At 64.1% G+C, this 21,398-nt stretch carries 19 protein-coding genes; 11 read left to right on the top strand and 8 right to left on the bottom strand.

The window, feature by feature from the left end; genetic code table 11:
• Window positions 1-9: 9 nt before the first annotated feature.
• The 5 genes from KLP42_RS07870 to KLP42_RS07850 all read right to left on the bottom strand — a co-directional run bounded on the left by KLP42_RS07870 (window position 10) and on the right by KLP42_RS07850 (window position 7,146).
• Window positions 10-1,227, bottom strand: coding sequence for a mandelate racemase/muconate lactonizing enzyme family protein (locus KLP42_RS07870; protein WP_215565662.1), 1,218 nt, complete (start codon window positions 1,225-1,227; stop codon window positions 10-12).
• Entirely contained in the window at window positions 1,224-2,948 is a 1,725-nt protein-coding gene (locus KLP42_RS07865) for an ABC transporter ATP-binding protein (RefSeq protein WP_215565876.1), read from the bottom strand. Before KLP42_RS07865 ends, KLP42_RS07870 begins: the two co-directional genes overlap by 4 nt.
• A 10-nt stretch (window positions 2,949-2,958) precedes the next feature.
• Window positions 2,959-4,080, bottom strand: a complete 1,122-nt coding sequence (locus KLP42_RS07860; protein ID WP_215565661.1) for an ABC transporter permease — start codon at window positions 4,078-4,080, stop codon at window positions 2,959-2,961.
• An 11-nt stretch (window positions 4,081-4,091) separates the two neighbouring features.
• Window positions 4,092-5,078, bottom strand: a complete 987-nt coding sequence (locus tag KLP42_RS07855; protein WP_215565660.1) for an ABC transporter permease — start codon at window positions 5,076-5,078, stop codon at window positions 4,092-4,094.
• 118 nt (window positions 5,079-5,196) lie between these two features.
• Complete coding sequence (locus KLP42_RS07850) at window positions 5,197-7,146, bottom strand: ABC transporter substrate-binding protein (RefSeq protein WP_215565659.1); 1,950 nt, start codon at window positions 7,144-7,146, stop codon at window positions 5,197-5,199.
• A gap of 202 nt (window positions 7,147-7,348) precedes the next feature.
• Between KLP42_RS07850 and KLP42_RS07845 the strand changes: the two genes are divergently transcribed.
• From KLP42_RS07845 to atzF, 6 genes are all read left to right on the top strand, one after another.
• Window positions 7,349-8,062 (top strand): ribonuclease activity regulator RraA, encoded by a 714-nt coding sequence (locus tag KLP42_RS07845; protein ID WP_215565658.1) that lies wholly within the window; start codon window positions 7,349-7,351, stop codon window positions 8,060-8,062.
• Window positions 8,062-8,775, top strand: coding sequence for a FadR/GntR family transcriptional regulator (locus KLP42_RS07840; protein ID WP_215565657.1), 714 nt, complete (start codon window positions 8,062-8,064; stop codon window positions 8,773-8,775). The genes KLP42_RS07845 and KLP42_RS07840 overlap by 1 nt, the downstream gene beginning before the upstream one ends.
• An 85-nt stretch (window positions 8,776-8,860) precedes the next feature.
• On the top strand, window positions 8,861-9,739 hold the full coding sequence (locus KLP42_RS07835) for an SMP-30/gluconolactonase/LRE family protein (protein WP_215565656.1): 879 nt from the start codon (window positions 8,861-8,863) through the stop codon (window positions 9,737-9,739).
• A 27-nt stretch (window positions 9,740-9,766) separates the two neighbouring features.
• The gene (locus KLP42_RS07830) at window positions 9,767-10,702 is read left to right on the top strand and encodes a dihydrodipicolinate synthase family protein (RefSeq protein WP_215565655.1); all 936 of its coding nucleotides are present in this window, start codon (window positions 9,767-9,769) and stop codon (window positions 10,700-10,702) included.
• A 156-nt stretch (window positions 10,703-10,858) separates the two neighbouring features.
• The gene (locus KLP42_RS07825) at window positions 10,859-11,836 is read left to right on the top strand and encodes a threonine ammonia-lyase (protein ID WP_215565654.1); all 978 of its coding nucleotides are present in this window, start codon (window positions 10,859-10,861) and stop codon (window positions 11,834-11,836) included.
• A gap of 213 nt (window positions 11,837-12,049) precedes the next feature.
• Window positions 12,050-13,789 (top strand): allophanate hydrolase, encoded by a 1,740-nt coding sequence (atzF, locus tag KLP42_RS07820; RefSeq protein WP_215565653.1) that lies wholly within the window; start codon window positions 12,050-12,052, stop codon window positions 13,787-13,789.
• Window positions 13,790-13,819: 30 nt separating this feature from the next.
• Here atzF and KLP42_RS07815 read toward each other — a convergent pair whose 3' ends face one another.
• Complete coding sequence (locus tag KLP42_RS07815) at window positions 13,820-15,493, bottom strand: glycoside hydrolase family 13 protein (RefSeq protein WP_215565652.1); 1,674 nt, start codon at window positions 15,491-15,493, stop codon at window positions 13,820-13,822.
• A 116-nt stretch (window positions 15,494-15,609) separates the two neighbouring features.
• On the opposite strand from KLP42_RS07815, the gene KLP42_RS07810 reads away from it, so the two are divergent.
• Window positions 15,610-15,798 (top strand): hypothetical protein, encoded by a 189-nt coding sequence (locus KLP42_RS07810; RefSeq protein WP_215565651.1) that lies wholly within the window; start codon window positions 15,610-15,612, stop codon window positions 15,796-15,798.
• Window positions 15,799-15,808: 10 nt separating this feature from the next.
• Complete coding sequence (locus KLP42_RS07805; RefSeq protein WP_215565650.1) at window positions 15,809-16,018, top strand: hypothetical protein; 210 nt, start codon at window positions 15,809-15,811, stop codon at window positions 16,016-16,018.
• Between the two features lie 130 nt (window positions 16,019-16,148).
• Here KLP42_RS07805 and KLP42_RS07800 read toward each other — a convergent pair whose 3' ends face one another.
• Together KLP42_RS07800 and KLP42_RS07795 are read right to left on the bottom strand one after the other, a co-directional pair.
• Complete coding sequence (locus KLP42_RS07800; protein ID WP_215565649.1) at window positions 16,149-16,487, bottom strand: hypothetical protein; 339 nt, start codon at window positions 16,485-16,487, stop codon at window positions 16,149-16,151.
• A 117-nt stretch (window positions 16,488-16,604) separates the two neighbouring features.
• The gene (locus KLP42_RS07795; RefSeq protein WP_215565648.1) at window positions 16,605-17,507 is read right to left on the bottom strand and encodes a helix-turn-helix domain-containing protein; all 903 of its coding nucleotides are present in this window, start codon (window positions 17,505-17,507) and stop codon (window positions 16,605-16,607) included.
• A gap of 116 nt (window positions 17,508-17,623) precedes the next feature.
• Here KLP42_RS07795 and pobA point away from each other — a divergent pair, with 116 nt between their 5' ends.
• The 3 genes from pobA (at window position 17,624) to KLP42_RS07780 (ending at window position 21,396) form a co-directional block, all read left to right on the top strand.
• Window positions 17,624-18,793, top strand: coding sequence for a 4-hydroxybenzoate 3-monooxygenase (pobA, locus tag KLP42_RS07790; RefSeq protein WP_215565647.1), 1,170 nt, complete (start codon window positions 17,624-17,626; stop codon window positions 18,791-18,793).
• A 145-nt stretch (window positions 18,794-18,938) separates the two neighbouring features.
• Window positions 18,939-19,988 (top strand): NAD(P)-dependent alcohol dehydrogenase, encoded by a 1,050-nt coding sequence (locus KLP42_RS07785; protein WP_215565646.1) that lies wholly within the window; start codon window positions 18,939-18,941, stop codon window positions 19,986-19,988.
• 196 nt (window positions 19,989-20,184) lie between these two features.
• Window positions 20,185-21,396, top strand: a complete 1,212-nt coding sequence (locus KLP42_RS07780) for an MFS transporter (RefSeq protein WP_215565645.1) — start codon at window positions 20,185-20,187, stop codon at window positions 21,394-21,396.
• Window positions 21,397-21,398 lie beyond the last annotated feature (2 nt).

The raw sequence follows: 21,398 nt of genomic DNA, 5'->3' as shown, positions 1-21,398 counted from the left end.
CTCTCAGCCTCATGCACTGAAATAGGTGCGGCGCTGGAGGCGAGTCTGCACGTAGAGACGCTCCCCATAGGTGCCGGGATTGTAGGAGTTGGCGTTTTCCTGCACGGGCACCGAGAGATTGCCCTCGCTCGGGAAACGGGCGACGAAATCCTCATCGATGTCGCAGCCGAGACCCGGTGCATCCGGAACGGTCAGGAAGCCGTCCTTCTGCATGGGGTGCGGCACGATGGTATGCGGGCGCCCCTCCCAGTCGTCGTCGATCCGTTCCAGGATGAGCGCGTTGGGGATGGAGGCCAGCACGTGCAGGGCGGCATATTCCGCGACGGGACCGAGCGAACCGGAATGCGGGGCCATCTGGATGTGATGCGCCTCTGCCATGGCGGCGATCTTCTTCATCTGCGTAATGCCGCCGGCGCGCCCCGTATCCGGCTGGATGACATCCACCAGTTCCTGTTCGATGAGTTGGCGCTCGCCAAAGATCGTCGCGGTGCGTTCGCCGGAAGCCAGCGGAATGTGGGCTGCATCGCGGATGCGGCGGTAGCCCTCCACATTGTCCGGTGCGATCGGGTCTTCCACCCACAGCAGTTCGTAAGGTTCAAGCGCTCGCACCAGACGGCAGGCGTCGGCGGGTGTCATCCACGGCGGGCCGTGCAGGTCGATCGCTATATCGATCTCGTCACCCACCGCCTCGCGTAGCGCAGCGACCTTCTTGACCGGATTGGATACGCCGCCGCATTTGATGGCCTTGATCCCGCGCGCCTTGACGGCCAGCGCCCGCTCCGGTGTGTTGGCATGGGAGTAGATCGGAATGCGGTCGCGCACCTTGCCGCCGAGCAGCATCCAGACCGGCACGCCGAGCGCCTTGCCCTTGATGTCCCACAGCGCCATGTCGATACCGGTCATGGCGCCGGCACCGACCGTGCCGAGCATGCCATGGCCCATCATGGCGATCGCCATCTTCTGCCAGAGCTTCTCGATATGGGCCGGATCCTCGCCGATCAGCAGCGGCGCCAGGTCCTTGATGGCGGTTTCGATGACGCGCGGCCAGCCGGAGCATTCGCCGATGCCCGTAATGCCCTCATCCGTCTCGATCTTGAGGAACAGCCAGTTGCGCGTGCCCTCCAGCTTGTGCTGGGTGATGTGGGCGGTATGGCCATCGGATGCCCATTTGGACGGATCGGGCTGGCCGGCATGCATGAGGAAGGTGCGGATCGCGGTAATCTTCATCGGGCAGAACTTCCATTTCTGACGGGGGTGGGTTCGGTGTAGCGGAAACGGCGGGAGCGATCCCGATCACGTGGATCAGGCCTCGGAATGGCGGAGAGCAGCGCCTGGGTGTAGGGATGGTCGGGCGCATTGCAGACCTTGTCCGCATCGCCCACCTCAACGATCTTGCCGCGATACATGACGCCGACGCGGTCGCACATGTAGCGGATGACGCCGATATCGTGGCTGATGAAGATGTAGGCGAGGCCCAGCTCGTCCTGCAGCTTCATCAGGAGGTCGAGCACCTGAAAGCGCACCGATACGTCGAGCGCCGAGGTCGCCTCATCGGCAACGATGATGCGCGGGTTCAGCGTGATGGCGCGGGCAATGCCGATGCGCTGGCGCTGACCGCCCGAAAAGGCGTGCGGATACCGTTCGCGCCCGCCCGGATCGAGCCCCACCTGTTCCATCAGATGGCTGACCCGCTCGTCCAGTTCCTTGCCCCTGGCAATGCCGTTCACCAGCAGCGGTTCGCCGATGACCTGGGCAACCGTCATGCGCGGGTTGAGCGAGCCGAACGGATCCTGGAACACCATGCGCAGTTCCCGGCGTGCTTCCTTCAGGGCCGCACCCTCGATTTTTGCCAGATCGACTATGCCGCCATCCGCCTTGCGATACAGCATCTCGCCGGCCGTTGGATCATAGAGCCGCATGATGGCGCGGCCCATGGTGGTCTTGCCGGAGCCGCTTTCGCCGACAATGCCCAGTGTCTCGCCGGGCAGGAGCGAGATCGAGACATCGTCCAGCGCCTTCAGGCTGCCGAAATGCTGCGAGAGGTTGCGTACCTCAAGGATCGGCTGCGCCGTTCGGTCCAGCGGCGCACGCGCAAGCCGGATCTCCGCCTTCTGCTCCAGCTTCAGCACGGAGCCGATCAGCATCTTCGTGTAGTCGTCCTGCGGGGCGTGGAAAATCTGCTCGACCGGGCCGTATTCCCTGGCCACGCCATGATGCATTACCAGCACATCGTCGGCGATCTGCGCGACCACTCCCATGTCATGGGTGATGAACAGCACGGCCATGCCGGTCTGCTTCTGCAGTCTTGCGATGAGGTCGAGGATTTCCGCCTGGGTGGTGACGTCGAGCGCCGTCGTCGGTTCGTCGGCGATGAGAAGCTTCGGCTTGCAGGCGAGCGCCATGGCGATCATGGCGCGCTGGCGCATCCCGCCGGAATACTGGAAGGCGTAGCGGTCGATTGCCCGTTCGGGATCCGGGATCTCCACCTGCCGCAGCAGACTGATCGCCTCGGCGCGTGCCTCGGCCTTGGTCATCCTCATGTGCAGGCGAAGGGCCTCGGTAATCTGGTCACCGACCGTGTGCACGGGAGACAGCGACGACATCGGCTCCTGGAAGATCATGGCGATATCGCGTCCGCGCACGGCGCGGATCGCCCTGCTGCGGGGATGGAGCTTTGCAAGGTCGACGGACAGGCCATCCGCCGTGTTGAGCATGATCGATCCGGATGCGATACGGCCGGGCGCATCGACGATCTGCAGGATCGAGCGCGCGGTGACCGACTTGCCCGAGCCGCTTTCACCCACCACGCAAAGGGTCTTGCCGGTTTCAATCGAGAAGGAAAGGTCGTTGACGGCGCGGAAGACACCGGTTCTGAGCGGAAATTCAGTGACGAGATTGCGCACTTCGAGCAGGGGCTTGCGGGCCGGCATCGGGAGTATATCGGACATCATCCGGCCCTCACTTGTTGTAGGGATCGGCTGCATCGCGCAGACCGTCGCCGAGCAGATTGAGCGCCATGACGGCGACGACGACCGCAAGCCCAGGCATGAACAGCCAGGGGGCCGTGGCAATCGAGCGGATGTTTTGCGCCTCGCGCAGCAGTACGCCCCAGGAAATCGTCGGTGGCTGAAGGCCAAGACCGAGGAAGGAGAGCGAGGTTTCCGCCAGGATCATCGCCGGAACCGCAAGCGTCACCGAGGCGATGATGTGGCTCGAAAAGCTCGGCAGCATGTGGCGGAAGATGATGCGTCCTTCCGAGACGCCGTCGAGGCGGGCGGCCGCGACGAACTCCTCGGTCCTGAGTGACAGGAAGCGGCCGCGTACGACGCGGGCCAGCTGCGCCCAGCCCGTAAGCGACAGAATGATGGTGATCATCATGTATTGCAGCGTCGCCGGCCAGCCCTGCGGAAGCGCCGCCGCCATGGCAAGCCAGATCGGGATCGTCGGCAGCGACAGGACGAAGTCGATGATGCGCTGCATGATGAAATCCAGGCGCCCGCCATAATAGCCGGAAATTCCGCCGAGAATGATGCCGAGCATCAGCGAGATGAACACGCCGACAAGGCCGATCGACAGCGAGATCTGCGCGCCCTGGATGACCCGGCTGTAGACATCGCGTCCCAACCGGTCGGCACCAAACAGGAAGATCGGCTGGCGCGGGTCCGACGAGGCAAAGAGGTGGACGCTGGAGTTGAACAGGCCCAGGACCGAATATTCATAACCGCGGCCGAAGAGGGCGATGTCGATCTTGCGGCTCTTGTCCTCGGTGAAGATGGCGGCGAGCGTCTGCGGATCCCGCGTCAGCTTCAGCGGATGGAAATAGGGGCCGATCGAAAGACCGTTGCTGGTATCGATGAGGTGGATCGGCTGCGGCGGATGGAAGGTCGCCCGGGCGTTTTGCTGGTTCGGATCGTTGATGGCGAAGAAACCGGGCACGAGTGCCACGAGATACATGGCGACGGTCACCCACAGCGCCACCATGGCGAGCCGGTGTCGCTTGAAGGCCCACCAGATCAGCTGCCACTGTGAGGCAACGGCGGCGCGATCCGGCTGGATGTTGGTGATGGCAATATCGGCCATGGGCGCGTCTCCTATTCGAGCCGGATGCGCGGATCGACCAGCGCAAGCAGGATGTCGCTGATCAGCGAGCCGATCAGGGTGAGGGCGCAGATTAGCAGCACGAAGGCGCCGGCGAGATACATGTCCTGTGCCATCAGCGACTGGAGCAGCAGCGGCGCTGCAGTGGGCAGGTTGAGCACGATGGCGACCACCACCGAGCCGGAGATCAGGTTCGGCAACAGCCAGGCGATGGTGGAGATGAACGGGTTGAGCGCGATGCGCATCGGGTATTTGGTCAGAAGCCGGAACTCCGAGAGGCCCTTGGCGCGCGCCGTCGTCACATAGGGTTTCGGCAGTTCGTCCAGCATGTTGGCGCGCATGACGCGGATCAGGCTGGCGGTGGAGGAGACGGCAAGGATGATCACCGGCAGCCACAGATGCGCCAGCAGGTCCACCATCTTGGCGAGGCTCCAGGGCGCATTCTCGAACTCATGCGAAAACAGCCCGCCGACATCCTGCCCGAATTCCACCGCGGCGATGTACATCAGCACCAGCGCCAGCAGGAAGGACGGGACGGACAGCCCGAAAAAGCTGAAGGCGGTAAAGGCATAGTCGCCGATTGAATATTTGCGCACCGCCGAATAGACGCCGATCGGCAGTGCGATTGCCCAGGTGGCGAGAAGGCTTGCAATCGCCAGCACCAGCGTCAGCGCCATGCGCTCCCAGATCAGGCCGGAAACCGGTTGCTGCCATTCGAAGGAAATGCCGAAATCGCCGCGGGTAATGATGCCCCACATCCACTTGGCATATTGCACGAGCATCGGGTCACCGAGGCCGAAGCGCTCGCGCAGGCTGGCGGCGGTGTTCTGGTCGATGATCTCGTTGGAGGCGGCCAGCGTTGCGATATAGGTGGTGACGTAATCGCCCGGCGGCAACTGGATCAGCACGAAGGCCAGGAAACTGACGGCGAACAGGGATGGGATCATCCACAACAGCCGCTTGGTGATGAACTTCAACATGGCATGCACTCGCAGACATCCGTCCAGCCACACCGGCTGCGCGGGCTGGCCCGGCTGCCGGTGATGCGGTGTTGAATGGAGGCGCCGCCCGCCTGCGGACGGCGCCGGCGTGTCGGGCTCAGCTCGTGAAGGTGAACTGCTGCGGAAGCGCAGGACCCGGATTCGGCCAGGACCAGCTGTCCGGCTGCTTTTCCGGTACGTTGCGCAGATTGTTGCGAATGATGCCGAAGCCGCCGACCGCAAGGCAGACGCCGATGGTTTCGAATTCTTCCGCCGTGATGTCGAAAAGTTGCTTCATAATGGCGCCGCGCTTATCGAGATCGGCTGTGGAGCGCGCCTCGTCGAACAGCTTGAAGCGCTTCTTCTGGCTTTCCGGCGGCTCTTCGCCCTTGGTGCCGTTCGAGGTGTACCAGAGCGTCCAGGGAATGGCGTAGCGGGTGCCCTGCGGATGGAAGGCGAAGAAGTCGCGCGGGTCGAGCATGGGGTCGAGCCCGCCCGGACCCGGCCAGACGGCTGCATCATGGGCATTGTCATCGCCGCGCGTATAATAGAGGGCGCGTTCGATCGTATTGACCTTCACGTCGATGCCGATGCCTGCCCAGTGCGATTTGACCAGTTCCAGCGTGTCGACAAGATCGGGGTAGAGCGTCGGGATGACGTCGATGGCGAAGAAGACGGGCTGGCCGTCCGGGCGCTGGCGCATGCCGTTCGCCCCCTTCTTGTCGTAGCCCGCCTTGTCCAGCAGGGCATTCGCCTTGTCTGGATCGAACGTGGTGAACTGCCGGGCCAGCTTTTCATGATACCAGGGATGGCTCGGCCGCGGTCCGGCCTGATAGGGTTCGCTCTGGCCGAAATAGACGATGTCGATGATTTCCTGGCGGTTGATGCCGAGCGACAGGGCCTCGCGGAAGGACTTGTCGGCGAACATTTTGCGCATCGCCGGGTCCTTGTGCGTGATGTTCAGGTAGATCTGGCACTGCTGTGCGGCGGACGGCACCAGCGACAGCAGCCGGTAATCGCCTTTCTGCATGTTCTGCGACAGGGTCGGCTTGTTGGCCAAAACGCTGATATGACGTTCCTGGATATCGATCTTGCCGGAGATGACGTTGAGCATCAGCGATTCGACATCCTGCGAGATGCCGAAATTCAGTTCGTCGATGTAAGGCAGCTGGTTGCCCTCGGTGTCGACCTGCCAGAAATAGGGATTGCGCTCCATCACCACTCGCGTTGCGCCGCCGGAATAGGGTTCCTTGACCACCCAGGGGTCGAGCACCGGCTTGTCCGGGTTCGACCAGCGCGACGGAATTTCGATATCCCCGCATTTGGCACGGAAAAGCTCCGTCCAGCTGGACACGCCGGCGGCCTTCACCTCCGCATCGAGGCCGGCATTGTATTTCGGCAGGAACCTGCTGCAGTAATGCTTGGCAAACAGCGTCGGATGCTGGCCGAGCGGAGTTGCCAGATTTTCCAGATAAAGCGCATTCGGCGCGGCGAAGGTGAAGGTGACGGTATGATCATCGACCTTTTCCACCACGACTGCCTTGCCGGCGACCGACAGCTGGGCCGGCGTCGCGCTGTAGAGTTCCTTGTTCTTCACGCAGTCCTCGATGGCAAAGACCACGTCATCGGCCGTGAAGGGATGGCCATCCGACCACTTCACCCCCTTCAGCAGATGGAAGGTGAAGACCGTTGCATTGTCGTTGACCTCCCACCTTTCCGCGAGATTCGGCAGAACCTCGGTAAATTCCATGTTCCAGCGCACCAGTCCCTGGTTGCCGACCATGCGCAGGATGCCGTTGTGGTCGGACGAGCCGCGCAGGCCGCGTCTGAGGCTGCCGCCATAGGCGCCCACCTTCTCGAACGGCTTGACGACCATCGGATTGGGCGGCAGGCGCTCGGCCAGCGGCGGCAGCTTGCCGTCTTTTACCAGCGCTGCCAGTTGCGGGGCCTCCTTGCCGGCCGCGGCGCGGCCGGCCCGTGGGGCAATCGAAAGGGCTGCCGCAGCCCCCATGCCGGCAAGAACGGTGCGGCGTGTGACGCCAGATGAATGGGAACCCTTTTCGTGCATCGCCTTCTCCTCCCGCGATCCCTCGACATGCCGGATCTTTTTTGTGGCTCTCCCAAGCCATCATCCGGCGCGGCCCCTCCAAGGCCGGCGCGAGGACCATAGACAGCTTTTCAGATCGTGACAAGTATTGACAGATTTTTACAGCTTGAATATGCCTTTTGCCCGTAGAGGCCTCGCCGTGAGGGGCTGTCGGGAGGAAAACATGCCACTATCTGCCAGCGCCCGGGACCAGCTGAAGGCTGTTTCGACGGCGACATTGACCACCGTCCTGTTGAAGCGCGGCCTGCGCAACGTGTTCATCCGCGGCATTCACAAGATCAACCCGGAGGCGCCGCGCATGGTGGGCGAGGCGTTCACGCTGCGCTACATCCCGGCGCGCGAGGATCTCGACCATGTGGGTGCTTTCAACGACCGTTCCCACCCGCAGCGCCGGGCCATCGAGGAATGCCCGGAAGGGGCCGTTCTGGTGATGGACAGCCGCAAGGACGCATCCGCAGCCTCCGCCGGCGGCATTCTGGTAACGCGGCTGTGGAAGCGGGGCGTGGCGGGCGTCGTGACGGATGGCGGCTTCCGCGACACGCCGGATATTGCGAAGCTGCCGTTTCCCGCCTATCACGCGGCTCCATCGGCGCCCACCAACCTGATCCGCCACCATGCGCTCGACATCAACCAGCCGATCGGCTGCGGTGACGTGGCCGTCTATCCCGGCGATGTGATCGTCGGCGATGACGAGGGAGTGGTTGTCATTCCCTCCGCCATTGCGCAGGAAGTCGCGCAGGAAGCATTCGAACAGACCGTCTTCGAGGACTTCGTCGAAGAGCAGGTCAGGGCCGGTCGCAGCATCTTCGGGATCTATCCGCCGAATGCGGAGGCGGAAGCCGAATACGCGGCCTGGCGCAAGGAAAAGGGTCGGTAATGAACAAGGCGGACGTGATCGCCCCGGCGCGCAACCAGACGCGCTACAGCGACATTCTCTACGAGAAGATCGTGGCGATGATCGCGGACGGGCGGTTTCCCGTCAATGAACGGTTGCCTTCGGAAACCAGTCTCGCCGCGATGCTGGGCGCATCCCGCCCCGTCGTGCGCGAGGCGCTGGAGCGGCTGCGCAATGACGAACTGATCGTGTCCCGCAAGGGTTCCGGTTCCTATGTGCGCCAGCGCCCGGATTCTTCCGTTCTGACCCAGGTTCCGGTCGGTTCCCTGGCCGATGTCCAGCGATTTTTCGAGTTTCGCGCCGGGCTGGAAGCCGAAGCCGCCGCCCTTGCGGCGCGGAACTGGCAGCCGCAGGACAAGATCCGCATCGAGGACACCTTCGAGGCCCTGGAGCGATGTCTGCAGCGCAACGATCTGGGCGCCGACGAGGATCAGGCCTTTCATGATGCCGTTGCGCTTGCCACCGGCAACCAGTTTCATACGCTGGTGCGCGAATGGTTCAAGCCGCATATCGCCATCGGCATGTCGGTGACGCGCAGCCTCAGCCTGAAGCGCACCCCCGCGCATGTGCGCGCCGTGCAGGACGAACATGCCGCCATTGTCGAGGCCATCTTCGACCGGCGCGAGAGCGACGCGCACGCGGCAATGAAGACGCATATTCTCAACGCCCGGGCGCGCATGTTTCAGGGTGTCTGACCGGGTGCAGACGAACGGGTGGCGGCCGGGGAGGGCGCCTGCCGGGGCGACGGCGCACGGGGCGCGCCGCGAATGGGAGGAAACCATGCCACAAGCAGACATCATTCATCCTGCGGCGCGCCGCGTTCTCGACCAGCCGCTGCATGTGGGAGAATCCCCGACCTGGGATGACCGGACCGGCGATCTCTGGCTCGTCGACATTCTGGCGCCTGCGGTGCTGCGCCTGCATGCCGACGGCGAGGTCTCCCGTTTCCCTATGCCGGCACTGACCGGTTGCCTTGCCTTGTGCGAAAGCGGCCGGATCGCCGTCGCCCTGCAGACGGGCGTGCACCTGATGGACCCGCAGACCGGCCATCTGGAACTGTTTTGCGATCCGGACAGCGGCAGGGCCGACAGCCGGCTGAATGATGGCAAGGTGGGTCCGGACGGCCACTTCTGGGTAGGAACGCGGGACGAAGCCATTCCGCAGACGCGAAACGGCCGCCTGTACCGGGTCGCTCCCGACGGTACGTTTTCCCAGGTGCTGGATGGCCTGAAGACCTCCAACGGGCTTGCCTGGAGCGCCGATGGCCGGACCCTGTTTCACTCGGACAGCAGCCAGCAATTCCTGCAGAGCTTCGATTTCGATCCGCAGACCGGCGCCCTCGGCCCGGCCCGCCGCCTCAAGGATTTCACCAACGCCGAGGGACGGCCGGATGGTGCGGCAACCGACATGGCGGGCTTCTACTGGAGCGCCGGCGTGCTGGACGGCAAGCTGAACCGGATCTCGCCCGACGGCGAGATCGTCGAGGTCTATCAGTTGCCGGTCAACGGCCCCACAATGCCCTGCTTCGGCGGCGATGATCTGAAGACCCTCTTCATCACCAGCCTGCGACGCAAGGAGGGTACGGTCGATGAGGAAGGGACGGTCATCGCCTTCGAGGTCGAGGTGCCGGGCGTGCCGGTCCCCCGCTTTCCCGTTTGACGCCGCAGAGCCGCGAAAGGAATTTCAATGAGCATGACCGCACTGAAATCGGCAATCCGGGGCATCTCGGGCGTTCCCGTTACCGCCTATGATGCAGAGGGGGAGGTGGAGCCGCAGGTGACGGCTGCCGTCTATGCCCGCGTGGCGCAAGCCGGCATCCACAACATCGTGGCCGCCGGCAATACCGGCGAATTCTATGCGCTCACGCCTGCCGAAATCACCCGTGTTCACGAGGCGGCGATCCGCGGCGTTGATGGCAGGGCTCCGGTGACGGCCGCAATCGGTCGCTCGCTGCGAGAGGCCGCCGGAATGGCCAGGCAGGCGCAGGTGCTCGGCGCATCGGCGGTGATGTCGCATCAGCCGGTCGATCCCTTTGCCGCACCGCAGGCGCAGATCGACTATTTCCGCCACCTGGCAGATCTTTCGCCACTGCCGCTCGTCGCCTATGTGCGGGCCGATGGCTTTTCGGTCGATGACCTGGTGCGGCTGGCCGCGCATGCCAACATCGCCGGGATCAAGTTCGCGACGACGGACCTGATGCTCTTGTCGCGCGCGATCGGTGCGGCCGATACCGGCGGGGCCGTCTTCGTCTGCGGTCTGGCGGAAAGCTGGGCGCCAGCCTTCGCCGCGGTCGGGGCAACCGGTTTCACCTCGGGGCTTGTGAATGTGGCGCCGCACTTCTCGCTCGCGGTTCTGGCCGCCCTGCAGCAGGGAGATTTCGAGACGGCACGCGCAGTCGTTGCAAGGATCGAGCCGTTCGAGCGCCTGCGGACCCGCTATCGCAACGGGGCCAATGTGACGGTGGTCAAGGAAGCCGTGGCGCTGGCCGGGCTTGCCGTCGGGCCTGTCCGGGAGCCGGGCTTGCCGCGGCTTGAGGCGGCGGACAGGCGCGCGCTGGAGGAACTGCTTCGCACCTGGGGCGATGCGCCCCTGCAGCAGCCTGCCGCCCGCATGGTCCGCTGAAGACAGAGGGCGGCCGGCGCGGCCGCCCCAACGCCCGGCTCCCGTTGTTCTGGCCGCCCCTGCGCCTCGATAATCGCAGCGAATTCGTTTGCCGATGCCTTTGCCTCGACGTATCGTCCCGCCCGGTTGACTATCGGCAAGGGCAGACACACGAGCATGACCAGCATTCAGATGATCGAGGCCGCGCAACAGCGCATCGGCAACCGCGCGCTGCGCACGCCGCTTCTCAACTCCCCCTTCCTTGACGAGATCGCCGGACGGCGCGTCTATGTGAAGCCGGAATGCCTGCAGCGCACCGGCTCCTTCAAGTTTCGCGGGGCCTGGTCGGCCATCTCGGCGCTGGAGCCGCAGTTGCGCCAGAACGGCGTCATTGCCTTTTCCTCCGGCAACCATGCGCAGGGTGTGGCGCTTGCCGCGCGGTTGCACGGCATTTCCGCGGTCATCGTCATGCCGTCGGACGCGCCGCAGGTGAAGATCGACAATACCCGCGCCTATGGCGCGGAGGTCGTGCTCTACGACCGCGAGACGGAGGACCGTGATGCACTCGGTGCGAGCATAGCCGCCGAACGCGGGCTGACCCTGATCCGGCCCTTCGATGATCCACAGGTCATTGCCGGGCAGGGCACCGTCGGGCTCGAAATCGCCGAGCAGGCGCAGGAGGAGGGCGTCGGGAAGGCCGACGTGCTGGTCTGCTGCGGGGGCGGCGGCTTGACGGCCGGCGTTGCGCTGGCGCTGGAAGCGCGGGCACCGAACCTGCGGGTGCGGCCCGCCGAACCCGAGGGCTTCGATGACACGGCACGATCGCTGAAGAGCGGCCGGTTCGAGCGCAATGCCCGTCTTGGCGGCAGTCTCTGCGATGCCATCATCACGCCCGAGCCCGGACGGATCACCTTTCCGATCAACAGCCGGCTGTGCGGTCCGGGCCTGGTGGTGAGCGACGAGGAGGCAATGCGCGCCGTGGCACTTGCCTTCAGCTGCCTGAAGATCGTGGTGGAGCCGGGCGGCGCCGTGGCGCTTGCGGCGGCGCTGTTCCGCGCGCCGGACATTGAAGGCGATGCAGTGATTGCCGTCTGCACCGGCGGCAATGTGGATGCGGCGCTGTTTTGCGAGGCACTGGGGCAGCACGCGGGCTGACCTTCCTCCCCGAGCATCTGTAATCCGGACGGCCGCAATCCAAAGATCGAGCGGCCTCCGGCCTCACGATCAGATGCAGGAAACATGTACGGATGGCGGCGAAAGTATCGTTTTCGCAAAAATCCATTCCTTCTCGCTAAAATCACTGCAACTGTTTTAGGAATCCGCTAGACTCCACGCAAATCAGCCCGCCAGCAGTCAATGGAACCTTCCATGCGTTCAGCCGTACGGTCTTCGTTCTTCCCGCTTGTCCAAGATGTTGGCCGCATTCACGGTGAGCTGGAAACCCTTCGGGATCGTTCCGTCTTCATTTCGCTCAAGAAGCGGGAGGCGGCGCTGGCCGAGGCGGAATGCCTGGAAGGCGGCGATCTTGAGGGAAAACCGCTCTACGGCATGCTGTTTGCCGTCAAGGACAATATCGACGTGGCCGGCATGCCGACGACTGCGGGCTGTGCTGCCTTCTCCTATACGCCGGAACGCTCGGCCACCGTGGTCGAGAGGCTGGAGGCGGCGGGCGCAATCCTGGTCGGCAAGACGAACATGGACCAGTTCGCCACCGGGCTTGTCGGCGTGCGATCCCCCTTTGGCATTCCGCAGAATGCGCTGAGGGCCGATCTCATTCCCGGCGGCTCCAGTTCCGGCTCGGCGGTTGCCGTCGCACGCGGCTTCGTCGATTTCGCGCTCGGCACGGATACGGCCGGCGCCGGTCGCATTCCTGCCGCCATGAACGGCATTGTCGGTCTGAAGCCGTCCTTCGGTCTGCTGCCCACCACCGGCGTGGTCACCGCCTGCCGCTCGCTGGAAACGGTTGCCGTCTTCGCGCGGGAGGTGGATCTCGCCTTCAAGGTGATGCAGGTCTGCGCCGGCTTTGACCCGGAGGATGCCTATTCGCGGCGCATGCCGGAACTTTCGCTGGGCGCGGTGCCGCCGCGTCCGAAGGTTGGCGTTCCCTATCCCGACCATCGGCAGTTCTTCGGCGACAATGCGGCCCAGGCGGCCTACGAGGCGGACCTGGAGCGGCTGGCGGATCTCGGGGCGGAGATCGTCGAACTGGATTTCATGACTTTCGTCGAGGCGGGACGCCTTCTCTACGAGGGACCTTGGCTTGCGGAACGCTACCTGCGCTTTCGCACGCTGATCGAAGAGCGGCCCTCGGCCATTCTGCCCGTCACGCTCGGCATCATCAGCGAGGCGCGACAACTTGGCGCCGTGGAGGCCTTCGATTCCTTCTACCGGCTGGCCGAACTGAAGCGGCGGGTGGAGGAACTCATGGCGGGTCTCGACTGTCTGGCGGTGCCGACCGTTCCGCGCTTCTACACCATGTCGGATCTGGCGCGCGAGCCTGTGCGCTACAATTCGCACATGGGCACCTACAGCAGTTTCGTCAACCTGCTGGATCTGGCCGCCGTCAGCGTGCCGGTCGGGCGCCGTAACGACGGCCTGCCCTCCAGTCTCTGCCTGATCGGCCCATCCGGAAGCGACGGGCTGCTGGCAGCGATGGGGCGGATGGCGACGGCCGGCATGCGGTCGGCGGCGCCGCTTCGCGCCACCGGCGACCGGGTGGAACTCGCGGTGTTCGGCTCGCATCTCTCCGGCCTGTCGGCCAATGGCGAACTGAAGGCGGTGGGGGCGAGCTTCCTGCGCGCCACGAGGACGCTTCCCGACTACCGTCTGTTTGCGCTGTCCTCGCCATTGCCGGTGCGCCCCGGCCTGTTGCGCGTCGGCCGCGGCGAAGGGGTGGCCGTCGAGGCGGAAGTCTGGTCGCTGGAGCGGTCTGCCTTCGGATCCCTTGCGGCGGGCCTTGCCGCTCCCCTGTCGCTCGGCACGATCTCGCTCGCCGATGGGACCGAAGCCAAGGGGTTCCTGATCGAGGCCGCCGCCGCGGATGCAGACGGCGCCGAGGACATCAGCGCCCATGGCGGCTGGCGTGCCTGGCTTTCTGCACGTCGCTGAACTTGCGCCAGCAGCGCCCAGGTGTGGAGATCAGCCGCGGCTCAGCAAGGCAAGGGACTCCCAGGCGGCCAGTTGCAGGCTCTCGCCGATGGTTGCGACCGGTGCATGTGTCCAGATCAGCGGCTCGCCCGTCGTGCGCAGTTCGTCCGGCAGATCGAGTGACAATGCTTCCGACGCGATATTGGCAATCACCGTCAGGCGCTCGTCGCCAAGGCTGCGGGTGTAGACGAAGGCCTGCGGATGCTGGTCGAGCCAGGACTGGTAGTGGCCGTAGACGATCACGTCATGTGTTTTGCGCAGGGTGATGAGCCTGCGGTAATGGTGGAACACCGAGCTTTCATCGGCGACAGCCGCCTCGGCATTGATCGTGACGTAGTTCGGGTTCATCTCGATCCACGGTGTACCCTCGCTAAAGCCGCCGTGGGGCTCCTCGCTCCACTGCATGGGCGTGCGGGCATTGTCGCGGCTGTTCTCGTTGGCACCGAGGATGAAGGCCTCCGGCGATAGCCCTGCCTTCCGCTGCAGGCGATACATGTTCAGCGTCTCGATGTCCCGGTACTGGTCGATCGACCGGAACGGTGCGTTGGTCATGCCGATTTCCTCGCCCTGATAGACGTAGGGCGTACCCTTCATCAGGTGCAGAACGGTGGCCAGCGTCTTGGCCGATTGCACCGGAAAGGCCTTGTCATCGCCGTAGCGCGAAACGGCGCGCGGCAGATCGTGGTTGCCCCAGAACAGCGAGTTCCAGCCATCCTCCGACAGCGCCTGCTGCCACTTGGAGAACACTGCCTTCAGCGCCACCAGATCGAAGGGTTTCGAGCGCCACTTGCCATAGGTCTCGTCCCAGCGCTGGGTCACATGCTCGAACTGGAAGACCATGGAAAGTTCGCCCCGCTCGCGGCCGGAATAGAGCAGGGCCGAAGACGGCGTCACGCTCCAGGTCTCGCCGACCGTCAGCACGTCGCGATGCGCCAGCGTCTCGCGATGCATGTCCTGAAGATAGTCGTGCAGGTGCGGGCCGTCGCTGGTGATCTTCGCATCGACCTGCTTGCCGATCAGGTCGATCACATCCATGCGGAAGCCGGCGATGCCGCGATCCAGCCACCAGTTCATCATCCGATAGACCTCGGCGCGGACCTTCGGATTTTCCCAGTTGAGATCCGGCTGGCGGCGGGAGAAGAGGTGCAGGTAATACTGCCCGGTGGGCGCGTGGAATTCCCACGCCGAACCGCCGAAATGGGAGGCAAGCTCGTTTGGAACGCCGCCATCCGAAGCCGGATCGCGCCAGACATAGAAATCGCGGAACGGGTTGTCGCGCCCCTTGCAGGCTTCGACGAACCAGGCATGCTCATCCGAGGTGTGGTTCACCACGAGGTCCAGCAGGATACCGATACCGCGCGCCTTGGCCTCCGTCACCAGCCGGTCGAAATCGGCAAGCGTGCCGAATTCCGGCGCGATGTCCTGATAATCGGCGATGTCGTAGCCATTGTCGTCCATCGGCGATGTGTAGATCGGTGACAGCCAGATCACATCGATCCCGAGGTTTTCCAGATAGTCGAGGCGCCCGATCAGGCCGGGAATGTCGCCGATGCCATCGCCGTTCGAATCGGCAAAACTGCGGGGATAGATCTGGTAGACGGTGGAGGCATGCCACCAGCGGCGCTCCTCGGTCACCGCGGGGTTCGGACGGGCGGCATCGGTCATGGTTCCTCCTCGAGAGATTGCGGCTGCCTCGTCAATCTAGGGCATCCCGCGGGAACATCACCCCCCGGCATCGGTTCGAAGAACATGTCGACAACAGAATTTCGAGGAGACACGCGATGACCAGCAGACTTCCCCCCGTTCCGGACGACAATCTCAGCCACAAGGGCCCGGGCGAACCGGATACGGTTGCCAAAAGCCCGGAGGGCCGCGGCCCGGACGCATCCGACAGGAATTTCGACCGGCAGGGCCGCCAGGGCAATATCAAGGTCAACACCACCAACCAGGGCTATCAGCAGGACCGCTGAGGAGGCGATCATGAGCACATCCAGCAAATCCCCCGGCACCATTCGCCAGGGCGGCCCCGGTTCTTCGCAGCAGAATGCCAAGGCGCCGCTCGATCCGCGCAAGCCGGGCAGCGATCCGGATACCCGCACCACCTCGAAGGTATCCGGCGGCGGCGGAGAGCACGACCGCCACCACACGCATGAACCCGAGCGCAAGGGCGGCGGGTCGCATCCCGCCTGAGGTCAGGCCCAGGAGCCAGGCACCTGCCGGAGCAACACGCGCAAGGCGCAGGCTGATGCCTGCGCCTTGCGCGTGTTCGTACAGGCGGCGATGCCATCCTCACCGGGGGGAGTCTTGCATTCCGGCGGACTTATCCCGCCATCTTTCCCAGTTCCGGAAATTTTTCGCGTGCGGTTTCGATCGACGGGCAGATGATGTCGCTGGCGCCGAGCGTCACAGATATGTTGTCGGTCACGTCCAGTTGCCCGTCGAAGGTGACGGGGAGGCGTTCGCCGCCCTGGCGGACAAGCGTTCCCTCGTGATGAAATCCCTGTTTCAGCAGCCAGTCGCGCGGCGCCATGACGCTGATGCGGACGCGTACAGCATCATCATGTTCGCGGATGGCGACCAGCTTGTAGCCCACGTCCGAATGGCCGTTGCCGACTTCCAGCTTGCCGTGGCTCGCCGCTTCCTGCAGATGTTCGCTCATTGCCCTCTCCGCTGTTCGGGATGCCGGAAGCAGGCCCGTCCGAGGGGAGGGGCTGCTTCCGTTTTCTGTTTCCAAGTCCCAGTTCCGAGACAGGCGATCGCCTGTATCGGTCCCTCGTCAAACAGAGGCATCCGGCAGTTTGTTCCGCATGCGGGCTCGTTCTTCCTCGCGCCAGGCGCGCGGTGTCATGCCGACCTGACGACGAAAGCAGCGGGAAAAATAGGCGGGATCTGAATAGCCGAGGTTCTCGGCAATGTCCTGCACGCTGTAGCCGGTGAACAGCAGGGCACGGCGCGCCTCCTCCATGGAGCGCTCCATGATCAGGTCGTGGACGGTGCGGCCGGTCACCTGACGCACCGTGCGGCTGAGATGCGTGGGGGAAAGTCCCATCAGGCGGGCATAGCCTTCGACCGTCAGTTGCGCACGGTGATGCTTGAGGATCAGGTCGTGCAGTGCGCGTACGCGGGCGGCATTCACATCCGGCAAGGTGTCGGGAATGGCGGGCGCCAGCAGGCGGCCGAGCATCAGGATGACGGTCGCCACATGCGCCTCCAGCATTTCCTCGCGTGCCGGCCGTTCGTCGCCATATTCGGCAGCAATGCGGAAGAAGGTGGTTTCAAGATAGTGCGTATCTGCCGTGCCGGCCTCCAGCGCCAGCACAACCGGTTCGGCGAGCACGGCAAGCGGACCGGCCGGATCTGCCGCCGGCCCCAGCCGATCCGGTACCAGCGTCACCACCAGCCCGTCGATATCCGGCGAGAAGCGGAAGCCGTGCACGGGGCCGGGCGGCACGGCAATGACACAGGGCGGCTGCAGCACGACGGTTCCCGCCGGCAGCAGTGCATCGCCGGAGCCGGTTCGAATGTACAAAAACTGCAGAAAGGTATCGTGCCGGTGCAGGCCGATTTCCCAGCGATAACCGCTGCTGCGGGCCGCAATTGTTTCGCAATGCACCCAGAATTCCCGCTGCGCGCTGCCTTCCTCGCCGTAAAGACTGTAGGTCGGTATGCCTGCCGCCATGTCATCTCCCAATATCCATGGTCGGAATGTTCCAGAAGCTGGCGGAAATGTCCATTGTTCCCGAGGGGGCTCTGACGCAGTGTCCGCCTGACAAATGCGAATTCGGGAGGACGAACATGCGCACCCAGGTCACCATCATCGGCTCCGGTCCCGCCGGGCTTCTGCTCGGCCAGCTTCTGACGCGGGCCGGTATCGACAACATCATTCTCGACCGTGTGTCGAAGGATTACATTCTTGGCCGCGTTCGCGCCGGCGTTTTGGAATGGGGTTCCGTCGGCCTGCTGGACGAGGCCGGCGCGGGCACGCGCATGCATGCCGAGGGCCTGCCGCACGATGGCTATTCGCTGGCCTTCGATGGGCGCGACCACCGCATCGATCTGTTCGGTCTGACGGGGAAGCGGGTCATGGTCTACGGCCAGACGGAAGTCACCCGCGACCTGATGGACGCGCGCGAGGCTTCCGGTGCGGTGACGATCTATGATGCGGCCAATGTGCAGCCGCACGGCTTCGACGGGGAAACGCCCCATGTGACCTATGAGAAGGACGGCGTAACCCATCGCATCGATTGCGATTTCATCGCCGGTTGCGACGGCTTCCATGGTGTCAGCCGCAAGTCCGTGCCGGAAGGCGCCATCAAGACCTTCGAGAAGATCTATCCCTTCGGCTGGCTCGGCGTGCTGGCAGACATTCCGCCGGTCAGCCACGAACTGATCTACGCCAACCACCCGCGCGGCTTTGCGCTTTGCTCCATGCGGTCCGAGACGCGCAGCCGCTACTATGTGCAGTGCCCGCTCGATGACAAGGTGGAGGACTGGTCGGACGAGCGCTTCTTCGACGAATTGCGCCGCCGCCTGCCGGCGCATCACGCGGAGGCGATGGTGGTCGGTCCTTCCTTCGAGAAATCGATTGCGCCGCTGCGCTCCTTCGTCGCCGAGCCCATGCGCTTCGGACGGATGTTCCTCGTCGGCGATGCCGCCCACATCGTGCCGCCGACCGGCGCCAAGGGTCTCAATCTCGCGGCCAGCGATGTGCATTACCTGTTCGAGGGCCTGCGCGAATATTACGGCGAGAACTCCAGGGCGGGCGTCGATGCCTATTCGGAACGGGCGCTGAAGCGGGTGTGGAAGTCGGTGCGTTTCTCCTGGTCGATGACCACGCTGATGCACCGCTTCCCCGATACCGGCGATTTCGGCCAGAAGATCCAGGAGGCGGAACTCGATTACCTCACCCATTCCGCGGCGGCCTCGACCGCGATGGCTGAAAACTACGTGGGTCTGCCCTTTTGACGGCTGTGTGACCGCTCCGCCGGAGAATCGTGCAAGAAATCCGGCGGATCAAACAAACCGTCTTGGCCTGTCCTGCGTTATGGTTCGTGCTGCTTCCGTTCGCGAAGCAGCACCCCATTTTCACTCAGATCAGAAGGTCATGACCATGGCTATTGCACGAGGCTATGCGGCAACGGATGCGTCCAAGCCCCTCGAACCGTTCACGTTCGAACGTCGGGAGCCGCGCGAGGACGATGTTGTCATCGCCATCAAATATTCCGGCGTCTGCCATTCGGACATCCACCAGGCCCGCAACGAATGGGGCAATTCCCGATTTCCGATGGTTCCCGGCCACGAGATTGCGGGCGTGGTCACCGCAGTCGGCGCCAAGGTGACGAAGTTCAAGGTCGGTGACCATGTCGGTGTCGGCTGCTTCGTTGATTCCTGCATCCACTGCCAGACGCGCGATCTCGATAACGAACAGTACATGCCGGGTCTCGTCCAGACCTATAACGACGTGGAAGCCGATGGCGAGACGCCGACCTATGGCGGCTATTCGGATTCGATCGTCGTCAAGGAAGGCTATGTGCTGTCCATTCCGGACAACCTGCCGCTCGACAAGGCCGCCCCGCTGCTTTGTGCCGGCATCACGCTCTATTCGCCGCTCGCCCACTGGAAGGCCGGTCCCGGCAAGAAGGTGGCGATCGTCGGCATGGGCGGCCTCGGTCATATGGGCGTCAAGATCGGTGCGGCGATGGGTGCCGACATCACCGTGCTCAGCCAGTCGCTCTCCAAGAAGGATGACGGCCTGAAGTTCGGCGCCAAGGACTATTACGCGACCTCTGATGCCGAAACCTTCAAGGCTCTGGCCGGTACGTTCGACCTGATCATCTGCACGGTCAGCGCGGGGATCGACTGGAACGCCTATCTGAACCTGCTGAAGGTCGATGGCTCCATGGTGTTGGTCGGCGCTCCGGAAAATCCGGTTCCGGTGCATGCCTTCTCGTTGATCCCCGGCCGTCGCAGCCTGTCCGGCTCGATGATCGGCTCGATCAAGGAAACCCAGGAAATGCTGGATTTCTGCGGCAGGCACAACATCACCGCGGACATCGAACTGATCGACATCAAGGATATCAACGAGGCCTATGAGCGCGTGATCAGGAGCGACGTGCGCTATCGCTTCGTGATCGACATGGCGACGCTTCCCGCCGCCTGATCCACTGCGATGAAACAGCCGGGGCGGGAGGAAAGTCTCGCCCCGATAGCATGTCCGGCAACCGGACGGCGGCATGTTGGCGCTGTCGCACCATCGAAAATGCGTCGACAGGCACGGCATCGCGGGGCATAGCAGGTGGCGCCTTCCCGCCGGCAACCGCTCGCCGCTCGCCCTTCGTATCCGCTCAGGAGACATCATGACCGATCCGCATCGCGCAGGGGCTGCCGGTCCCACCGACGGACCCTCCACCGCCCTTATCGCCACGATCGGACTGGCGTCGGGCTCGCTGGTCGCCAACATCTATTACGCGCAGCCGCTGGTAAACGAAATTGCCGCCGAACTCGGCATCGATCCGGATCTCGCAGGGGCGCTGACTTCCACCACCCAGATCGGCTATGGCATCGGCCTGTTCTTCCTCGTCTCTCTGGCGGATCTGGTGGAAAACCGCCGCCTGGTGCTGGTGACGCTGGCCATGACCCTGATCGGACTGATCGGCATGGGGCTTTCCACCTCCGTCGTCCTCTTCTTCCTGTTCTCCTTCCTGATCGGCGTCTGTTCCACCGGCGCGCAGGTGCTGATCCCCTTCATCGCGCATCGGGTGCCGGTGGAAAGGCGCGGCCGCGTCGTCGGCAATGTCATGGCGGCAGTGCTGACCGGCATCATGCTGGCGCGGCCCGTATCCCTGTTCGTGGCAGGCAGCTTCGGCTGGCGGGCGATCTTCTTCTTCTCCGCCGCGTTGATGGCTGTGATCGGCCTTTCTCTTTTCCGGATGATGCCGAAGCAGGCGCCGGAAAGCCGCATGCGCTACCATCAGGTGATCGCCTCCATGGGCACGCTGCTGCGCGAAACGCCGGTGCTGCGCTGGCGCTCCGCCTATCAGGCGATCATTTTCTGTGCCTTCAACCTGTTCTGGACCGCCATTCCCTTCGCACTGTCGGAGCGTTTCGGCCTCAGCCAGCATCAGATCGGCCTGTTTGCGCTTGCCGGAGCCGGCGGCGCGCTTGCCGCCCCGATTGTCGGCCGCCTTGCCGATCGCGGCCTCGGCCTGCTGCTCTCGGCCATCGCCATGGTGGGGCTTGCCGTCTTCTTCGCGGTCAGCGGCTATGCGGTGATGGCCGGCGCACTGGTGCTGCTGGCGGTGTCCGCCGTGTTGATCGATGCTGCGGTCCAGGCGAACCAGATCGTCAGCCAGCGCATCATCTTCGCCATTGCGCCCGAAAAGCGCGGCCGTCTCAACGCAATCTACATGACGTCCGCCTTCATCGGCGGCGCGCTCGGCTCGACGCTCGGCACGATGACCTATCACTGGGGCGGCTGGACGGGAACTGCCAGCGTCGGCGTCGGTCTCGGTCTGCTCGGCCTCGCGCTGTTTGTGCTGGAGCAGATCGGGCGCCGCCGCCGCCGCTGACC

This window comes from Rhizobium sp. CSW-27, from assembly GCF_018760785.1.
Classification (GTDB): Bacteria; Pseudomonadota; Alphaproteobacteria; order Rhizobiales; family Rhizobiaceae; genus Neorhizobium.
The sequence above is the reverse complement of the archived record's forward strand: the minus strand, read 5'-3'. Positions and strand labels throughout refer to the sequence as shown.

Bases quoted from the DNA above. Each gene is read 5' to 3' on its own strand.
- KLP42_RS07810 (WP_215565651.1), top strand. From the start codon at position 15,610: ATGACCAGCAGACTTCCCCCCGTTCCGGACGACAATCTCAGCCACAAG.
- KLP42_RS07850 (WP_215565659.1), bottom strand. From the start codon at position 7,146: ATGCACGAAAAGGGTTCCCATTCATCTGGCGTCACACGCCGCACCGTT.
- KLP42_RS07830 (WP_215565655.1), top strand. From the start codon at position 9,767: ATGAGCATGACCGCACTGAAATCGGCAATCCGGGGCATCTCGGGCGTT.
- KLP42_RS07840 (WP_215565657.1), top strand. From the start codon at position 8,062: ATGAACAAGGCGGACGTGATCGCCCCGGCGCGCAACCAGACGCGCTAC.
- KLP42_RS07835 (WP_215565656.1), top strand. From the start codon at position 8,861: ATGCCACAAGCAGACATCATTCATCCTGCGGCGCGCCGCGTTCTCGAC.
- KLP42_RS07825 (WP_215565654.1), top strand. From the start codon at position 10,859: ATGACCAGCATTCAGATGATCGAGGCCGCGCAACAGCGCATCGGCAAC.
- KLP42_RS07800 (WP_215565649.1), bottom strand. From the start codon at position 16,487: ATGAGCGAACATCTGCAGGAAGCGGCGAGCCACGGCAAGCTGGAAGTC.
- KLP42_RS07815 (WP_215565652.1), bottom strand. From the start codon at position 15,493: ATGACCGATGCCGCCCGTCCGAACCCCGCGGTGACCGAGGAGCGCCGC.
- KLP42_RS07805 (WP_215565650.1), top strand. From the start codon at position 15,809: ATGAGCACATCCAGCAAATCCCCCGGCACCATTCGCCAGGGCGGCCCC.
- KLP42_RS07860 (WP_215565661.1), bottom strand. From the start codon at position 4,080: ATGGCCGATATTGCCATCACCAACATCCAGCCGGATCGCGCCGCCGTT.
- KLP42_RS07785 (WP_215565646.1), top strand. From the start codon at position 18,939: ATGGCTATTGCACGAGGCTATGCGGCAACGGATGCGTCCAAGCCCCTC.
- KLP42_RS07795 (WP_215565648.1), bottom strand. From the start codon at position 17,507: ATGGCGGCAGGCATACCGACCTACAGTCTTTACGGCGAGGAAGGCAGC.
- KLP42_RS07780 (WP_215565645.1), top strand. From the start codon at position 20,185: ATGACCGATCCGCATCGCGCAGGGGCTGCCGGTCCCACCGACGGACCC.
- KLP42_RS07845 (WP_215565658.1), top strand. From the start codon at position 7,349: ATGCCACTATCTGCCAGCGCCCGGGACCAGCTGAAGGCTGTTTCGACG.
- KLP42_RS07855 (WP_215565660.1), bottom strand. From the start codon at position 5,078: ATGTTGAAGTTCATCACCAAGCGGCTGTTGTGGATGATCCCATCCCTG.
- KLP42_RS07865 (WP_215565876.1), bottom strand. From the start codon at position 2,948: ATGTCCGATATACTCCCGATGCCGGCCCGCAAGCCCCTGCTCGAAGTG.
- atzF (WP_215565653.1), top strand. From the start codon at position 12,050: ATGCGTTCAGCCGTACGGTCTTCGTTCTTCCCGCTTGTCCAAGATGTT.
- KLP42_RS07870 (WP_215565662.1), bottom strand. From the start codon at position 1,227: ATGAAGATTACCGCGATCCGCACCTTCCTCATGCATGCCGGCCAGCCC.
- pobA (WP_215565647.1), top strand. From the start codon at position 17,624: ATGCGCACCCAGGTCACCATCATCGGCTCCGGTCCCGCCGGGCTTCTG.